Source organism: Methylorubrum zatmanii, from assembly GCF_014845115.1.
In the GTDB taxonomy this organism is placed as follows: domain Bacteria; phylum Pseudomonadota; class Alphaproteobacteria; order Rhizobiales; family Beijerinckiaceae; genus Methylobacterium; species Methylobacterium zatmanii.
On the sequence record NZ_NKUI01000149.1, the window covers coordinates 43,309 to 61,342 of the forward strand.

The window sequence follows — 18,034 nt, forward strand, 5'->3', positions numbered from 1 at the left end:
CAGAACTCGCAACCTATGAAGGCCTCCTTGCCGACCCCGGCGGGGAGGCCTTCGCATGTCCGGGGTGACCCGCGTGCAGCGCAGCGATTCCGCAACACCGGACGGTTGCCGCAGCCCGCCGGCGCCATAACTGCCGGCTCCGGGAACAAGCGGGCGCCGGGAGCCTTGTGAGACACAGAGAAGCGGCCGCCCAGCCTGAACGACAATCGATTTTCCAGCGGAGACCGGTGGCCTCATGCGGCGCGCCCATGCGATGCGGTTCGGCAGCGAGATTGCCGAGGACGGTGTGCGGTTCGCTCTCTGGGCGCCCACCGCCAAAGATGTGACCCTGGTGGTGGATGGGGCCGACCATCCGATTCCTGAGACCGGTGAGGGCTGGCGCCGCACCACGCTGCCGGGGGTGAAGTCCGGCGCGCGCTACGGCTTCCGCATCGACGGCGATCTCGTGGTCCCCGATCCCGCCTCCCGCTTTCAGCCCGAGGATGTCTCGGGGCCGTCGGAGGTCGTCGATCCCGCCGCCTTCGCCTGGACCGACGACGCCTGGAAGGGTCGCCCCTGGGAGGAGGCCGTCGTCTACGAATTGCATATCGGCACCGCAACGCCCGAGGGCACCTATGCCGGGCTGGAGAAGCGGCTCGACGATCTGGTCGATCTCGGCATCACGGCGATCGAGCTGCTGCCGCTCGCCGACTTCAAGGGCACCCGCAACTGGGGCTACGACGGCGTGCTGCCCTATGCGCCCGATTCCGCCTATGGTCGCCCGGACGAGCTGAAGCACCTGATCGACACCGCCCATTCCAAGGGGCTGATGGTGCTGATCGACTGCGTCTACAACCATTTCGGACCGGCCGGGAATTACCTCCATTCCTACGCTAAGACCTTCTTCACCGAGCGCCATCAGACGCCTTGGGGCGCCGGGATCAACTTCGACGGCAGGGAGTCCGGCCCGGTCGTGCGCGACTTCTTCATCGAGAACGCGCTGTACTGGCTGGAGGAATATCATTTCGACGGCATCCGCTTCGATGCGGTCCACGCCATCCTCGACGATTCCGAGAAACACTTCCTGGCCGAACTCGGCGAGACGATCCGCCGGGCCTTCCCGGACCGTCATGTCCACCTGATCCTGGAGAACGAGGCCAATCAGGCCCGCTGGCTGGAGCGCGACGGCAACGGGCAGCCGATCCTGCACAGCGCGCAATGGGCGGACGACCTGCACCATTGCTGGCACGTGCTGCTGACCGGCGAGAAGGCCGGCTACTACGAGAGCTTCGCCGACAGGCCGGTCGAGCATCTCGCCCGCTGCCTCGCCGAAGGCTTCGCCTATCAGGGCGAGCCCTTCCCGACCCTCGACAACCACCCGCGCGGCGAGCCCTCCGGCCATCTGCCGCCCTCGGCCTTCGTCACCTTCCTTCAGAACCACGATCAGGTCGGCAACCGGGCGCTGGGCGAGCGGTTGAGCCACCTCGCCGACCCGGCGAAGCTGGCGCTCGCCCGCGCCGGGCTGCTGCTGGCGCCGCAGATTCCGATGCTGTGGATGGGAGAGGAATGGTCGGCCTCGGCGCCCTTCCTGTTCTTCGTCGATTTCGCGCCGGACGAGGAGCTGAACAAGGCGGTGCGCGAGGGGCGGCGCCGGGAGTTCAAGAGCTTCGCCGCCTTCGCCGACGACACGTCGGTGATCCCCGATCCCACCGAGGCGAAGACCTTCGAGGATTCGAAAATCGCTTGGGACGAGGCCGAGACCGAGCCGCACCGCGCCATCTGGGCCGATACCCGCAACCTGCTTCAGATTCGCCGGCAGAGCGTGGTGCCGCTCACCAAGACGCGCTTCCTCGGCGCCAAGGCCGAGATCCCCGTGCCCGGCGTCGTGGATTGCACCTGGCGCTACGAGGGCGGCTGGTTGCGCTTCATCGCCAATGTCGGCGACGAGGACTTCGCGGCGACCGCCGAGGGCGGTCAGGTGATCTGGTCGAACGGGGTGTCACGACAGGCCATGCAATTGCCTTCCTGGACCGGCGTGTTCCTGATCGGGGGCGCCAAGTGAGTGACTTGGAAGTGAGTGCCCTCGAACGGCTCGCCAACCTCGTCGGCATCGCCGACGGCTTCACCGATGCCTTCGGTCAGCGGGTCGAGACGCCCCTCGATGTCCGCCGCGGCATGCTCGAAGCGCTCGGCTTCGCGGCCGGTGACGATGAGGCGATCCGGCAGAGCCTCGCCTCGGTCGAAGCGGTGCGCGGCAACATCGTCCCCCCGCTGCTCGCGGCGGAGGCGCGGCGCGGGGTGCGCGTGCCGGTGCGGGCGGGAGCCATCTCGGGCGCCGTGTCCTGGCGGCTGGTGGACGAGCACGAACGCTCCCGCGAGGGACGCGGCACGCTGACCCCCTCGGAGGACGGCACCGGCTTCGATCTGCCGCCGCTCACCCCCGGCTATCACCAGCTCACCGTCAGCATCGGCGAGCGCCGGGCGCAGGCCTGGATCGTCTCCGCGCCCCAGCGCTGCTGGCGGCCCCGCGCCTATGCCGAGGATGGCGCCCGCGATTGGGGCTTGGCCGCTCAGCTCTACGGCCTGCGTTCGCCGGACAATCTCGGCATCGGCACCTATGCCGATGCCGGCCGCGCCGCCCGCGACGCGGCCCTGCGCGGCGCCTCGTTCCTCGGCTTGAGTCCGGCTCATGCCCTGTTCCCGACGGATCGGGCGAAGATCTCGCCCTATTCTCCGTCCTCGCGGCTGTTCCTCGAAACCCTCTACATCGAGCCGGGCGCCCTGCCGGGCTTCGCCGGCAGCCCCGCGGCCGAGCTTCTGGAGCGCAACCGCGCCCGCATCGAGGCGTTGCGCGACACCTCCCTGGTCGATCATGCCGGCGTCTGGGAGGTGCTCTCACCGATCCTCGAAGCCTATTGGGAAGTCTCGCAGGCACGCGCCGGTAGGGATGCCGGCTTCGCGGCCTTCCGCGAGGAGGGCGGCGAAAACCTGGAATCGCACGCGACCTTCGATGCGCTCTCCGAGCATTTCCGGGCGCAGGGCGCTCACTGGCTCGGCGACTGGCCGGAGGAGTATCGCCGCGCCGGCACGGAGGCGGTGCGCGCCTTCGCTGACAGCCACGCCGAGCGGATCTCCTATCACGTCTTCCTGCAATACCTCGCCGACCGCCAGCTCAAGGCCTCCTCCGAGATGGCGCTCAAGGCCGGCATGCGGCTCGGGCTGTATCGGGATCTGGCGGTCGGGGCCGATCGCGGTGGCTCCGAGATCTGGTCCCATCCCGAGCGCTTCGCCAACGGCGTCTCCATCGGCGCACCGCCGGACCTCCTCGCTCCGAAGGGCCAGGATTGGGGGCTTCCCGCCTTCGATCCGCTGGAAATGGAGCGCGACGGGCTCAAGGCGTTCCGCGCCCTGGTGAAGGCGAATATGCGCCATGCCGGCGCGATCCGCATCGACCATGCTTTCCAACTCGCCCGGCTGTTCCTGATCCCGCTCGGCAAATCCGCCCGCGAGGGCGCCTATGTGGCGATGCCGTTCGAGCCGATGCTGGCGGTGCTGCGGCTGGAGAGCCACCGCGCCAAGTGCCTCGTCATCGCCGAGGATCTCGGAACCGCGCCGGAGGGCTTCTCCGATGCGCTGATGCACTCGGGCATCCTGAGCTATCGCATCCTCGCCTTCGAGCGCGAGCAGGGCGGTGCCTTCAAGGCCCCCGAGGCCTATCCGAAGGATGCGCTGACCGCGATCACGACGCACGATCTGCCGACCTTCGTCGGCTGGTGGCGCGGGGTCGATACCGATACGCGCCAGTCGCTCGGCCTGTACGACGCCGACCGGGCCGAGGCCGAGCGCAACGAGCGCGTGGCCGAGCGCTGGCGTCTGTCGGAGGCTTTGGCGAGCCAGCAACTCCTGCCGAGTTCGGAGCCGCCGGAGCACGCACCGTTCGAGGCCGCCGCCCGCTATCTCGCCCGCGCCCCCTCGATCCTCACCGCCGTCCAGTACGAGGACGTGGTCGGTGAGTTGAGCCAAGCCAACGTGCCGGGCTCGACCGAGGGCTACCCCAACTGGCGGCGCAAGCTCGACCGGAATCTGGAGGCCATCGCGGCGCCCGGCGGTCCGCTGGCCAAACTCGCCGCCGCCCTCTCGGCGGAGGAGCGCGGCCCGCGTTCCGGTGCCGCCCGCCTCGCTTCGGCACCGCCGCGCGCGACCTATCGCCTGCAATTCCACGAGGGCTTCACCTTCGCGGATGCGGAGAGGATCGTCCCCTACCTGGCGAAGCTCGGCATCAGCCACGTCTACGCCTCGCCGCTGCAGCGGGCCCGGCCCGGCTCGACCCATGGCTACGACATCGTCGACCATTCGCAGATCAATCCGGAGATCGGTGGCGAGGAGGGGTTCCGCTCCTTCACCGATGCCCTGCACGCGCACGGGCTGAAGCTGCTCCTCGACATCGTGCCCAACCACATGGGCGTCGGCGGCGCCGACAATCCCTGGTGGCTTTCCGTGCTCGAATGGGGAGGCCTGTCACCGGCCGCCAACGCCTTCGACATCGATTGGGAGCGCCTCGGCGCCAACGGCAAGCTCGTCATCCCCTTCCTCGGCGAGCGCTACGGCGAGGCGCTGGAGAAGGGCACGCTGGAGCTGAAATTCGACGAGGAGGCCGGCGCCTTCAGCGTCTGGCATTACGAGCATCAATTCCCGGTCTGCCCGCTGCACTATCCGACGATCCTCAATCGGGCGCTCGCGGCGCTCGGCGAGATCGGTGACGACATGTCGGCGGAGGTGCTTTCGATCACCGAACGCCTGCGTGCCATGGGCGAGGAGACCAATCCCGAGCGGCGCCGGGCGATGCCGGAGACCGCCGAGGAACTGAAGCGCCAACTCGCCGGCGCCGTGCGGGCCTCGCCGCAGATCGCCGCCTCGATCTACCGGGCGCTGCATCTTCTCAACGGCAACCGCGACTATCCCGATTCCTTCGGACCGCTGCACCGGCTCCTGGAACAGCAATCCTACCGGCTGGCCCATTGGCGGATCGCGTCGAGCGATATCAATTATCGCCGCTTCTTCGACGTGAACTCGCTCGCGGGCCTGCGGGTCGAATTGTCGGACGTCTTCGTGAAGTCGCACGACCTGCTGTTCCGCCTGATCGGCGAGGGCCGGATCGATGGCCTGCGCATCGACCATATCGACGGGCTGGCCGATCCGCTCAACTATGCCCGCGCCTTGCAGGCCGCCGTCGGCCCCGGCTTCTACATCGTCGTGGAGAAGATCCTGGAGCCGGGCGAGAAGCTGCGCGACTGGCCGGTGGCCGGGACCACCGGCTACGACGTGCTGAACCAGCTCGACGGCATCCTGGTCGATCGGGCCCTGAAGCCGCGCATCGAAAAATTCTACCGTTGGGCCACGGATATGGACGAGCCCTACGGCTTCCAGTTCCGGGCGGCCAAGGCCGAGATCCTCGAGATCAGCTTCGCCTCGGAACTCGAGGTGATGACCGGCGATCTCAAGCAGATCGCCGATTCCGACCGGCGCACCCGCGATTTCTCCACCAACGCGATCCGCCGCGCCTTGATCGAGATCGTCGCCCGCTTTCCGGTCTATCGCTCCTATCTGCCGGGCGATCTCGACGAGAGCGAGATCGAGCCGGAGGATATCCGCCTGATCGAGGGCGCGGTGCGCAAGGCCAAGCGCTGGAGCGCCCTGCCGGACCGGTCGGTGCACGACTTCGCTGCCAATGCTCTTCTCGGCCGGATCGAAGTCGGCGGAGCAGGGCAGCCCGATCCGCAGGTGGTGCTGCGGTTCCGCCGCCGCTTCCAGCAGCTGACCGGCCCGGTGATGGCCAAGAGCCTGGAAGACACCCTGTTCTACCGCTTCGTGCCATTGCTCGGGCTGAACGAGGTCGGCGGCGATCCGGGCGAGTACGGCCTCGACCCGGAGCATTTCCACGCGCTCCAGGCCGCCCGTGCCCGCGACTGGCCGAACGCGATGATCACGACGGCCACACACGACACCAAGCGCGGCGAGGATGCCCGCTCGCGCCAGCTCGCCCTGTCTGAGTTGCCGGAGGAATGGGCCCGGGCCTGGGACACGTGGCGGCGCGCATCCGAGCCCTACGTCAAGCCGCTGGAGGGCGAGCCCTCGCCGGATGCCAACGACCAGTGGATGTTCCTTCAGGCCATCCTCGGGGCTTGGCCGCTGGAATTGTTGGAACGGGACGACGCGGCGGAGATCGAGGATTTTCGCAAGCGCCTCGACGCCTACGCGGAGAAGGCGCTGCGGGAGGGCAAGCGCCGGTCGAGTTGGGTCAATGTCGATGAAGCCTATGAGGGGGCCGTCCACGGGCTGTTCGCGGCCCTCGTCGCCCCCGGCTCGGATTGCCTTGCCCGGCTGCGGCCGCTGGTGCGGCGGCTGGCCTTCCTCGGCATGATCGCCGGGCTCGGACGCACGGTGCTGAAATGCACCCTTCCTGGCATCCCCGACACCTACCAGGGCACGGAGTTCTGGGATTTCTCCTTCGTCGACCCGGACAACCGCCGGCCCGTCGATTACGAGGCCCGGGCGCGGGCCCTCGAAGCGGGCGATGCCCCCGCCGCCTTGATCGGCTCCTGGTCGGACGGCCGGGTGAAACAGGCGACCCTGGCCCGTCTTCTGGCCGACCGGGCGGCACGGCCGGCCTTCTACGCGGATGCGGATTACCGTCCGATCCCGGCGGAGGGGGAGCGGGCCGAGCATGTCATCGCCTTCAGCCGCTCGGCGGCGACCTCCGGCGAGGACGACCTGCTCGTGGCGGTGCCCCGGCTCGTCGCACGGCTGACGCCCGAATCGGGTTGGTCGGGTGAAGCCTTCGCCGGCACCGTCCTGCCGGTCCCGGAGGGCAGCCGCTGGACCGACGTGATCGGTGGCGGCGACGTGGCAGCGGATGGCAGCCGGCTCGACCTCGGTCGGCTCTTCGCGGACCTGCCCTATGTGGTGCTGCGGCGGACCGCCTGAGGGTGGCCCGCACGAAACGGAACGCGCAAGGCGTGAAGCGACAAGACGGAGGCGAGCCATGAACGCACCGAACACCGCGATGACGCCCGCGACGCGGACCGGGGCGGAGACGGTGGCCCTGCCCGCCGCCTTCGCTCCCCGCGCGGAGGGGCCGCGCATCTACAACCTGTTCCCGCTCCTGGTCGGCACCGTCTCGGCCTGGACGGCGGAGCTGCCGCGCATCGCCGGGCTCGGCTTCGATTGGGTTTACCTCAACCCGTTCCACCAGACGGGGGGCTCGCGCAGCCTCTACGCCGTGGCCGACCTCGACCGCCTGGACGAACGCTTCCGCGACAACGACGGCACCCCGGACGACGAGCAGATCGCCCGCTTCTGCCGGGCGGCGGAATCGCACGGCGTGGCGGTGATGAGCGATCTCGTGATCAACCACACCGCCGACAATGCCCGTCTGTTTCACGAGCGGCCGGACCTGTTCGTGCGCGATTCCGAGGGCAAGCCGGTCAGCCCCGCGGCCATCGACCCCGACGATCCGTCGAAGCGCACGGTCTGGGGTGACCTGATCGAGCTCGACTACCATTCCGAGCACGCGCGGCACGAACTCACCCGGATCTTCGACGGCTATATCGCCAAGCTTCAGCGGCTCGGCATCCGCGGTTTTCGGTGCGACGCCGCCTACAAGGTGCCGGCGGATGTCTGGCGCGCCCTGATCGAGGCGGCGAAGAAGCGTGAGCCGGAGACGCTGTTCGCCGCCGAGACCCTCGGCTGCACCTTCGAGGAGGCGCAGGCCACGGCCGGGGCCGGTTTCGACTACCTGTTCAATTCCTTCGCGTGGTGGAACCTCAAGGCCCCCTGGGCCCTGGAGCAATACGAGCGCCTGCGGGTGGTGGCGCCCTCCATCGCCTTCCCCGAGAACCACGACATGGCCCGCCTCGCCGCCGACATTCCCGGCGGCGCGGAGGCGGTCGCCGAGCGGCTGAAGACGCGTTACGCCTTGGCCGCGTTCTTCTCGGCCGGCGTGCTGATGCCCATCGGCTACGAATGGGGCTATCGGCGCGCGCTGCACGTGGTGGAGACCGATCCCGGCTCCCGCGAGCACGACACCGGCATCGACATCTCCGCTTATGTGACGGCGATCAACGCGCTCAAGGCCGAGATCCCCGCGGCCAATGTCGAGGGCGCGCAGATGCGTCTCTCGGCGCCGGACGCGCCGTTCGTCGCCCTGTTCCGCACCGATACCGGCCATCCCGCCTCCGCCCATTCGGCGACGCTGGTCCTGTTCAATCCGGGCGAGACCCCGGCGCCCGTCGATGCCGGCCGCCTGATCGAGCGGACCGGTGGCCAACTCGGCACCTTCGTCGACCGCACGCCGCAGGCGGAGCCCATCGCCTTCCATCCGGGTGCGGCCATCGACCTGCGGCCGGGCGAGCTGCGCATCCTCGTCGCCGAGCGGGCGAAGGTGGCGGCGCCCCCGCCCGCGACCGCGCCGGACGGCAAGGGCCGTGTCGTCATCGAGGCGGTGACGCCGGAAATCGATGGCGGGCGCTCGGCGGTGAAGCGCGTCGTCGGCGAGCAGGTTCGGGTCGAGGCCGACATCTTCTCTGACGGTCACGAAATCATCAACGCGGCTATCCTCTCCCGCGTCGTCGGCGAGGAGACGTGGCGGCGCGATCCGATGGTGTTCGTCGACAACGACCGCTGGGCCGGGCATTTCCCGCTGGAGAGAAACGCCCGCTACGAGTTCACCATCGAGGCATGGCGCGACGGCTTCTCGTCGTGGATCCGCGATACGCTGAAGAAGCGCGATGCCGGCGTCGATGTGCGCCTGGAGACCATCGAGGGCGTCGAGCTGGTGCAGATCGCGCAGGATCTGGCCACCGGCGCCGACAAGCAGCGGCTCGAAGCGTTGATCCGCTCCCTGGCGGCCGAGCCCGAGGGTTCTCCCGCGATCCTCGCCAAGATCCTGGCCCCGGAGGCGACGGCCCTGATCCGGCGCAATGCGGAGCGGGTGAACGCCTCGCGCTATCCCGTGAACATCCCGGTGATCGCCGACCGGCTCGCGGCCCGGTTCTCCGCTTGGTACGAGATCTTCCCGCGCTCGCAATCGGGCGATCCGAACCGCCACGGCACCTTCAAGGATGTGATCCGGCGCCTGCCGGAGATCCGCGAACTCGGCTTCGACGTGCTTTACTTCACCCCGATCCATCCGATCGGGAAGACCAACCGCAAGGGCAAGAACAATACCCTGAAGGCCGAGCCCGGCGATGTCGGCTCGGTCTACGCGGTGGGCTCCGAGGAGGGCGGCCACGAGGCCGTGCATCCGGAACTCGGCACGCTGGACGATTTCCGGCAGCTGGTGGCCGCCTCCCATGCGCATGGCATGGAGGTCGCCATCGATTTCGCGATCCAGTGCTCACCCGACCATCCCTGGATCAAGCAGCATCCCGAGTGGTTCGAGTGGCGCCCCGACGGCACGCTGAAATTCGCCGAAAACCCGCCGAAGAAGTACGAGGACATCTCCAACGTCCATTTCTACGGCGGCGCGCTGCCCTCGCTCTGGATCGAACTGCGCGACATCGTGCTCGGCTGGTGCGCCCACGGCGCCCGCATCTTCCGCGTCGACAATCCGCATACCAAGCCGATCCCGTTCTGGGAGTGGATGCTCAGGCAAGTGAACGCCCAGTACCCGGACGCGATCTTCCTCGCGGAGGCCTTCACCCGGCCGAAGATGATGAAGAAGCTCGCCAAGGCCGGCTACCAACAGAGCTACACCTACTTCACGTGGCGCAACACGAAGCAGGAATTGACCGACTACGCCCTGGAGCTGGCCGGCGAGATGGGCGAGTATTATCGTCCCAACTTCTTCGCCAACACGCCGGACATCAACCCGTACTACCTCCAGACCAGCGGCCGGCCGGGCTTCATCGTAAGGGCGACGCTCGCGGCGACGCTCTCCTCGATCTACGGCATCTATAACGGCTTCGAACTGTGCGAGGCCACGCCCTATCCCGGCAAGGAAGAATATCTCAATTCGGAAAAGTACGAGCTGAAGGCGTGGGACTATCACCGCCCCGGCAACATCCGAGACCACATCATCAAGCTCAACCAGATCCGGCGCGACAACCCGGCCCTGTGGGACTTCCGGAACATCCACTTCACCGGTGCCTGGAACGACAACATCATCGCCTATGCGAAGGTGACGCCGGAGCGCGACAACTGCGTGTTCGTGATGGTCAACCTCGACCCGAAGAACCGTCAGGAATGCACCTACGAGGTGCCGCTCTGGCTGCTCGGTCTGCCCGATGACGGGGCGGTCGAGGTCGAGGATCTGCTGCTGGGCTATACGTTCGAGCTCTACGGCAAGAACCACCGGATCGCCCTCGATCCGGCCGACCGCTCGGCCATCGTCTGGCGCTTGCGCCCGCGTCGGGGTGCCTGACGGCACTTCGGCGCCCGAGCGTGACGCTCTCTCGCAGACCCGATCTCCACTTTCGGTAGAGATCGCTCTAGATCGGGCGGAATGCGACGTTCCCCGTCGTGTTCTCGCCAAGAAGCGAGCCGAGGAAGCTCGCAGTCCGGCGCCGCAGGGCCCGGTTCCGCTCTCGAAAGTGACGTGAGGCAGCGACGGGATGATCGATCGCAGCGATCCGCAGTGGTACCGTGACGCCATCATCTACCAGATCCACGTCAAGTCGTTCTTCGACTCGTCGAATGACGGGATCGGCGATTTCGAGGGGCTGACACAGAAGCTCGACTATGTCCGCGACCTGGGGGTCACGGCGATCTGGCTGATGCCGTTCTACCCCTCGCCGCTGCGGGACGACGGCTACGACATCGCCGATTACCGCGACATCAACCCGTCCTACGGCACGATGGACGATTTCCGCCGCTTCGTGGACGCCGCCCACGAGCGCGGGCTGCGGGTCATCACCGAGCTCGTCATCAATCACACCTCCGACCAGCATCCCTGGTTCCAGCGCGCCCGCGAGGCGCCGGCCGGATCACCGGAGCGCGATTTCTATGTGTGGTCGGACACGGACGACAAATATTCCGATACGCGCATCATCTTCCTCGACACCGAGGTGTCGAACTGGACCTGGGATCCGGTCGCCAAGCAGTATTTCTGGCATCGCTTCTACAGCCACCAGCCCGACCTGAACTTCGACAACCCGGCGGTGCTGGAAGCGGTCATCGAGGTGATGCGCTACTGGCTCGACATGGGCGTGGACGGCCTGCGCCTCGACGCGATCCCCTATCTGATCGAGCGTGACGGCACGAACTGCGAAAATCTCGCCGAGACGCACACCGTCATCAAGGCGATCCGCGCCGCGCTCGACGCCGAGTATCCGGACCGGATGCTGCTGGCGGAAGCCAATCAGTGGCCGGAGGAGACGGCGCAGTATTTCGGCGACGGCGACGAATGCCACATGGCGTTCCACTTCCCGCTGATGCCACGCATGTACATGGCGATCGCCCGCGAGGACCGGCACCCGATCACCGACATCATGCGCCAGACCCCGGAGATCCCCGAGGGCTGCCAATGGGCCATCTTCCTGCGTAATCACGACGAGCTGACGCTCGAGATGGTGACGGCGGAAGAGCGCGATTATCTGTGGTCGTTCTACGCCGCCGAGCGGCGTGCCCGGATCAATCTCGGCATCCGCCGCCGCCTCGCGCCGCTGCTGGAGAACGACCGGCGCAAGATCGAGCTGATGAAGTTCCTCGTCCTGTCGATGCCCGGCACGCCGGTGCTCTATTACGGCGACGAGATCGGTATGGGCGACAACATCTATCTCGGTGACCGCGACGGCGTGCGCACGCCGATGCAATGGTCGCCGGACCGGAACGGCGGCTTCTCCCGCGCCAATCCGCAGAAGCTGTTCCTGCCCGCGATCCAGGACCCGATCTACGGCTACGACGCGATCAACGTCGAGGCCCAGACCCAGGCGCAGACCAGCCTGCTGAACTGGACGCGGCGCATGATCGCGATCCGCAACAACTCGACCGCCCTCGGGCGCGGCGCGATCCAGTTCCTCTACCCGACCAACCGCAAGGTGCTGGCCTGGATCCGCGAATTCGAGAACGAGCGCATCCTCTGTGTCGCCAACCTGTCGCGGGCACCGCAGGCTGTGCAGCTCGACCTCTCGGATCTGCGCGGCGCGATCCCGATCGAGCTGACCGGCGGCAGCGCCTTCCCGGCCATCGGCGAGCTGCCCTACCTTCTGACCATGCCGGCCTACGGCTTCTACTGGTTCTCGCTCTCCGTCGCGAATTCCGGCGAGATCGGGCCGCAGCCGCAGAGCCCCGAGCTGTTCACCCTGGTTCTGACCGGCGGCATCGAGACCCTGATCAAGGGCCGCGAGCGCACCGCCTTCGAGCGCACGGTGGCCCCGCCCTTCATCAATTCGCGCCGCTGGTTCGGCGCCAAGGGCTCGCGCATCAAGTCGGTGCAGGTCGATGACAGCGCCATCGTCAAGGACGAGACAGGCCAGGGCAAGTTCCTGCTGCCGCGGGTGGCGGTGACCCTCGCCAACGGCGAGCGCCAGGACTACTTCATCCCGCTGGCGGTGGACGAAGGCCGCGAGGACGAGTCTCTGCTGGACCACGCGGTCGCCCGCGTGCGCCGGGGCCCGCGCACCGGCCTGCTCTACGAAGCCGCCGCCGCGGCGCCCTTCGCCGTGTCCCTGATCGAGGCGATGCGGGACGGGGTGACGATTCCCTCCGAGCGCGGCAGCCTCGTCTTCTCCACCACCTCGGCCTACGATCCCGAGGTGCCGTTCGAGGCCGCCGATGTGCGGCGCCTTTCGGCGGAGCAGAGCAACACCTCCATCGCCATCGGCGCGCGGATGATGCTCAAGCTCCTGCGCCGTCTCCAGCCCGGCACCCACCCGGAAGTCGAGATCGGCCGCTTCCTCACCGAGGAGGCCCATTTCGCCAACACGCCGGCCCTGCTCGGCACGCTGGAACACGTCGCCGAGGATGGCACCCGCACGGCCCTGGCCCTGCTGCAGAAATTCGTCCTCAACCAGGGCGATGCCTGGACGCTGATGCTCGAAGGCCTGCGCCGGGACTTCGACCTCGTGGTGCTGGCGCCCGAGAGCGAGGCGCCGACGCCGGAAGAGGCGTTCAACGCCCATCTGCGTTGGGCCACCCTCCTCGGCCAGCGGACGGCGGAACTGCACCGCGCCTTCGCCATCGAGACCGACGATCCGGCCTTCACGGTCGAGCCGTTCGGCGAGGCGGATCTCGCGGCGCTGGCGGAGGATGCCCGCCATCAGGCCGCCCGCGCCTTCAAGGGCCTCGACGCGATCACCGCCTGGTCACCGGGTTCCGCCAGCGAAGCCCTGGCGGCCCGTCGCGGCGAAGTCACGGCGCTGATCGACGAACTGGCCTCCGGCCCGCTGCGGGGCGCCACCAAGACCCGCATCCATGGCGATTACCATCTCGGCCAGGTGCTCGCCTCCGAGGGCGATCTCATCATCGTTGATTTCGAGGGTGAGCCGTCGCGGCCGGTGGAGCAGCGCCGGGCCAAGTCGACGCCCCTGCGCGACGTGGCGGGTATGCTCCGCTCCTTCGCCTACGGCGCCGAGACGGTGGTGCGCGAAATCGCCGCCCGCTTCGGCGACAGCGAGGAGCGGGCCCGCAACGCGGCGATCGCATGGCGTGGCATGATCGATGCTGCGTTCCTCGACGGCTATCAGCAAGCCATCCTCGGCAGCCCGGCCGCGGTCGAGGATGCCGAAACCCATCATCGGCTGCTGCGCCTGAGCCTGCTCGCCAAGGCGCTGTACGAGGTCGATTACGAGGTCAACAACCGCCCCGACTGGATCGAAATCCCGGCACGAGGTGTTCTCAACATACTGGACGAAGCCAAGCGCGACCGCGCTTCGCTTTAAAACCGCGTGCTCTCGGCCAGGCTGTCCTCCAGCTCGGCTCGCGAGCATCCCCCGAGAGAGGTGACTGGATGACGGCTCTGGACGACAAGGCCACGGCTCGCAACGAGGGCCAGGCGGCGGCCAACGTCCCGAACAGGTCAGGGTCGACCGAGGCGCCCCCCGCGCCCCGGTCGGCGGATGCGCTGGGCGGCGCCCAAGGAGGGCCCCGTCCGGGCCGCTCCGCCGCGCCGACCCGCGACACGCATCCGCACCCCGATGCCATCGCCTCCGCCATGGCCGCCGATCACGGCGACGCGTTCGGGTTGCTGGGTCCCCATCAGGTCGGTCCGGGTGTCTGGGAGGTCCGCGCGATCCTGCCTGAGGCGAAGGCCGCCCGGCTGATCACGGCGGGGCAGAGCATCCCCTTCGAGCGCGTCCATCCGGACGGGTTCTACGTCGCCAGCGTGAGGAGCGAGGGCCGGCCGCTCTACGAGATCGAGGTCGAGGCCTGGGACGGCACGGCCACCCGACGCCATGACCCCTACGGTTTCGGCCCGTCGCTGGAGCAGAGCGAGATCGACGGCCTGCGCCAGATCGGCAGCAATCTCGTCTATCGGGTGCTCGGCGCCCATGCCGGCGAACTCGACGGCATCGCCGGCTACCGTTTCGCGGTCTGGGCACCGAATGCCCGACGGGTCAGCGTGGTCGGCGATTTCAACGATTGGGACGGCCGGCGCCACCCGATGCGGCTGTGGCAGAACGGCGGAGTCTGGGAGCTGTTCGTGCCGGGCCTGAAGGCCGGGCAGAACTACAAGTTCGAGATCCGCGGCCCAGACGGCTCATTGCTTCCGCTGAAGGCCGATCCGGTCGCCTTCCGCGCCCAGCACCCGCCGCAGACCGCCTCGGTGCTGCAAGGCCTGAACGAGCCCGAATGGCACGATGCCGCCTGGATGGACACGCGCGGCGAGAAGGATCCGCGCCACGCCGCCATATCGGTCTACGAGGTGCATCTCGGCTCCTGGGCGCGGGTGCCGGACGAGGGCAACCGCTACCTGACCTACAAGGAATTGGCGCAGCGGCTGATTCCCTACGTCAAGGATCTCGGCTTCACCCATATCGAGCTTCTGCCGATCACCGAATACCCGTTCGACGGATCCTGGGGCTACCAGCCGGTCTCGCTGTTCGCGCCGACCAGCCGCTTCGGCACGCCCGACGACTTCGTCGACTTCGTCAACGCGGCGCACGAGGCCGGAATCGGCGTGTTGCTCGATTGGGTGCCGGGCCACTTCCCGCTCGACGCCCACGGCCTCGGCCTGTTCGACGGCACGCATCTCTACGAGCATGCGGATCCGCGCCAGGGCTTCCACCAGGATTGGGGCACCTACATCTATAATTTCGGCCGCACGGAGGTTTCGGCCTTCCTCACGGCCAATGCCCGGTTCTGGCTGGAGCATTACCATCTCGACGGCCTGCGCGTGGATGCGGTGGCCTCGATGCTCTACCTCGACTACTCGCGCCGGGCGGGCGAGTGGATCCCGAACCAGTACGGTGGCAACGAGAATCTCGACGCCATCAACTTCCTGCGCAAGACCAACGAAGCGACCTACAGCCACGCCCCCGGCACCATCACGGTGGCCGAGGAATCGACCTCATGGCCCGGCGTGTCGCACCCCACCTATACCGGCGGCCTCGGCTTCGGTTTCAAGTGGAACATGGGGTGGATGCACGACACCCTGAAATACATGTCGGAGGATCCGATCCACCGGCGCTACCACCATCACAACCTCACCTTCGGCCTGCTCTACGCCTTCTCGGAAAACTTCGTGCTGCCCCTGTCCCACGACGAGGTCGTGCACGGCAAAGGCTCGCTGCTGGGCAAGATGCCCGGCGACCGCTGGCAGAAATTCGCGAATCTGCGGGCCTATTTCGGCTTCATGTGGGGCCATCCCGGCAAGAAGCTGCTCTTCATGGGCGGCGAGTTCGGCCAGGAGCGGGAGTGGAACCACAACCAGTCCCTCGACTGGCACCTGCTCGACGATCCCCTGCACAGCGGCGTGAAGGATCTGATCCGCGATCTCAACCGGCTCTACACTTCGACGCCCGCGCTCCATGTCCGCGACGTGGAGCATGGCGGCTTCCAATGGCTGGTGGCGGACGATTCCGACAATTCGGTCATCGCCTGGGCCCGCAAGGGCAAGCAGGAGGGCGATGTCGTGATCGTCGTCTCGAACTTCACGCCGGTGCCCCGCGAAGGCTACCGGGTCGGGGTGCCGGTGGGCGGCTTCTACCGCGAGGCGATCAACTCGGATGCCGAGCGTTATGGCGGTTCGAATGTCGGCAATATGGGCGGCGTCCGGTCGGAGGCCGAGGAGAGCCATGGCCAGCCGCATTCCCTGAGCCTGACCCTGCCACCGCTGGCCACCCTGATCTTCGTCCGCGAGGGATAACCGCCCCGCCTCACCCGCTCCGGGGGCCGAACAGGATCACGGCCATGCCGGCGAGGCAGATCGCCCCGCCGGCCACGTCCCAGCGGTCGGGGCGGTGCCCCTCGACGGTCCACAGCCACAGGATCGAGGCGACGATGTAGATGCCGCCATAGGCCGCATAGGTCCGGCCGGCGGCCTCGCTCTCCACCAGAGTGAGCAGAAAAGCGAACAGCGTCAGCGACAAGAGGCCCGGCGCCACCCACCAGACCGACCGGTCGAGCCTCAGCCAGGCCCAGAACGCGAAACAGCCGGCGATCTCCGCGAGCGCGGCGCCTGCATAGGCGAGGAAGGTCTTCGTCATCCCCCAGGCTTGGCGTGGGCCGAAGAGGTTGCCAAGCTTTTCGATCGAGAACGCCGCGTCCGGTCGGTCACCTCGGTTGCGGCTGAACTCCGTTATCGCGTCCGCCGGGAAGCCCGTCACGCATCGTCTTCGGGCGCGAACACCTCACCCTTCTCGGCGAGCCGCACGTTGTTGTGGTCGGCGCGCAGCTCCCGCGGGCCGCGCAGATCCTGCAGCAAGCGATGACGCTCGGCATCGGTCGGATCGGACGGTTCGGGGGTGTCGGGATCGAAACCGTCGAGGGCTGCTTCCACCCGGCGGTCGAGAGTCGCGCGATCCTGCGGGTCGATCCCCTCGCGCCGCGCGAGGAGGCCGGCCAGGACCGCGCGTTTCTCATCCATTTCCGACATCGGCCGCTCCGCTCTTTCTCGATCCGACACCATCGCGCGAGCGGGCCGGCAGTTCCGGGAATCACATCCTGACCGGACCCTTCGGTGATGCCGCCGGGTTGGAAGCGCATGGATGCGACCGAGGCCGTCCTGCCCGAGGCCCGCATCCTCTACTGGACGTGAGCGCTCTGTCTGACTCAGGCGCCCCGGCGGGACTGTCCGGTGGGGCAGATGTCGAGCAGCACGCAGCGGTCGCAGGCGGGGGAGCGGTGGAAGCAGACCCGTTGCCCGTGCAGCATCAGCACCTCGTGATTGTCGTAGAGCTTCTGGGCCGACCAATCCGCCGGAAGCTGCGCCCGCAGCATTCCATGGCTCGGCCCGACATCGACCTTCGGCCCGATCAGGCCCGTGCGCTGGGCGACGCGGTGGTGATGGCTGTCCACCGGAAGGGCCGGCATGCGCAGCGTCGAGAAGGAGAGGACGGCGGCGCTGGTCTTCGGGCCGATGCCGGGAATGCCCTCCAGCCATCCCCGCGCCTCATCGACGCTCATCTCCTCCAGGAAAGCGAGATCGAGGGCGCCGACCCGCTCACGAACGGCGGCGAGCACCGCCTTGATGCGGGGCGCCTTCAGCTCGGGCCACGTGACGCCGCGGATCGTTTCCTCGACCTCTTCGACCGGCGCTTCCTCAACCGCCGCCCAATCCGGCCAGCGGGCCCGCAGCGCCTTGAAGGCGCGGCCCGAATCGGCGTTGCGGGTCCGGTGCGAGAGCAGGGACGAGATCAGCTCCGAGAGCGGATCGAGGCTGTGAAAGTAGGGGATCGGGCAGTCGTAGACGCCGCACAGGCGCCGATGGATCTCCAGCGCCTTGTCCCGCAGGGCGTCGGAGGGGGCAGGGGCCTCCGCGCGGCGGGAGCGGCGCGGGGCGGGCAACTCGATCACGGGGAAAAGCGGCAAGGGGGTCGAATCCACGAAGGGATTCGGCGGGTTCCGTCTCATGCGGACAGGTTGTACACGCGGCTTATTTCTTCCACATTTTTTTTGG

8 protein-coding genes are annotated in these 18,034 nt (G+C 67.9%); 5 read left to right on the plus strand and 3 right to left on the minus strand.

The features are described 5' to 3' along the window. Window positions 1-235 precede the first annotated feature (235 nt). The 5 genes from treZ (at window position 236) to glgB (ending at window position 16,282) form a co-directional block, all read left to right on the plus strand. On the plus strand, window positions 236-2,041 hold the full coding sequence (treZ, locus tag MZTS_RS17890) for a malto-oligosyltrehalose trehalohydrolase (RefSeq protein WP_192284861.1): 1,806 nt from the start codon (window positions 236-238) through the stop codon (window positions 2,039-2,041). Then, window positions 2,038-6,963, plus strand: a complete 4,926-nt coding sequence (locus tag MZTS_RS17895) for a malto-oligosyltrehalose synthase (RefSeq protein WP_192284862.1) — start codon at window positions 2,038-2,040, stop codon at window positions 6,961-6,963. Before treZ ends, MZTS_RS17895 begins: the two co-directional genes overlap by 4 nt. 58 nt (window positions 6,964-7,021) lie before the next feature. Further along, window positions 7,022-10,399: a maltotransferase domain-containing protein gene (locus MZTS_RS17900; RefSeq protein ID WP_192284863.1), complete on the plus strand. Its 3,378-nt coding sequence runs from the start codon at window positions 7,022-7,024 to the stop codon at window positions 10,397-10,399. 190 nt (window positions 10,400-10,589) lie between these two features. After that, window positions 10,590-13,856, plus strand: a complete 3,267-nt coding sequence (treS, locus tag MZTS_RS17905; protein WP_192284864.1) for a maltose alpha-D-glucosyltransferase — start codon at window positions 10,590-10,592, stop codon at window positions 13,854-13,856. 68 nt (window positions 13,857-13,924) lie between these two features. Then, window positions 13,925-16,282, plus strand: coding sequence for a 1,4-alpha-glucan branching protein GlgB (gene glgB, locus MZTS_RS17910; RefSeq protein WP_192284865.1), 2,358 nt, complete (start codon window positions 13,925-13,927; stop codon window positions 16,280-16,282). Window positions 16,283-16,292: 10 nt separating this feature from the next. On the opposite strand, the gene MZTS_RS17915 is transcribed toward glgB, so the two are convergent. From MZTS_RS17915 to MZTS_RS17925, 3 genes are all read right to left on the minus strand, one after another. Beyond that, a complete protein-coding gene (locus MZTS_RS17915) occupies window positions 16,293-16,622 on the minus strand; it encodes a YnfA family protein (RefSeq protein ID WP_009865112.1) in 330 nt (109 codons plus the stop codon). 116 nt (window positions 16,623-16,738) lie between these two features. Beyond that, window positions 16,739-17,002, minus strand: a complete 264-nt coding sequence (locus MZTS_RS25685) for a hypothetical protein (protein WP_009865111.1) — start codon at window positions 17,000-17,002, stop codon at window positions 16,739-16,741. A 185-nt stretch (window positions 17,003-17,187) separates the two neighbouring features. Beyond that, window positions 17,188-17,946 (minus strand): endonuclease III domain-containing protein, encoded by a 759-nt coding sequence (locus MZTS_RS17925; RefSeq protein WP_246482160.1) that lies wholly within the window; start codon window positions 17,944-17,946, stop codon window positions 17,188-17,190. Between the last annotated feature and the right edge of the window lie 88 nt (window positions 17,947-18,034).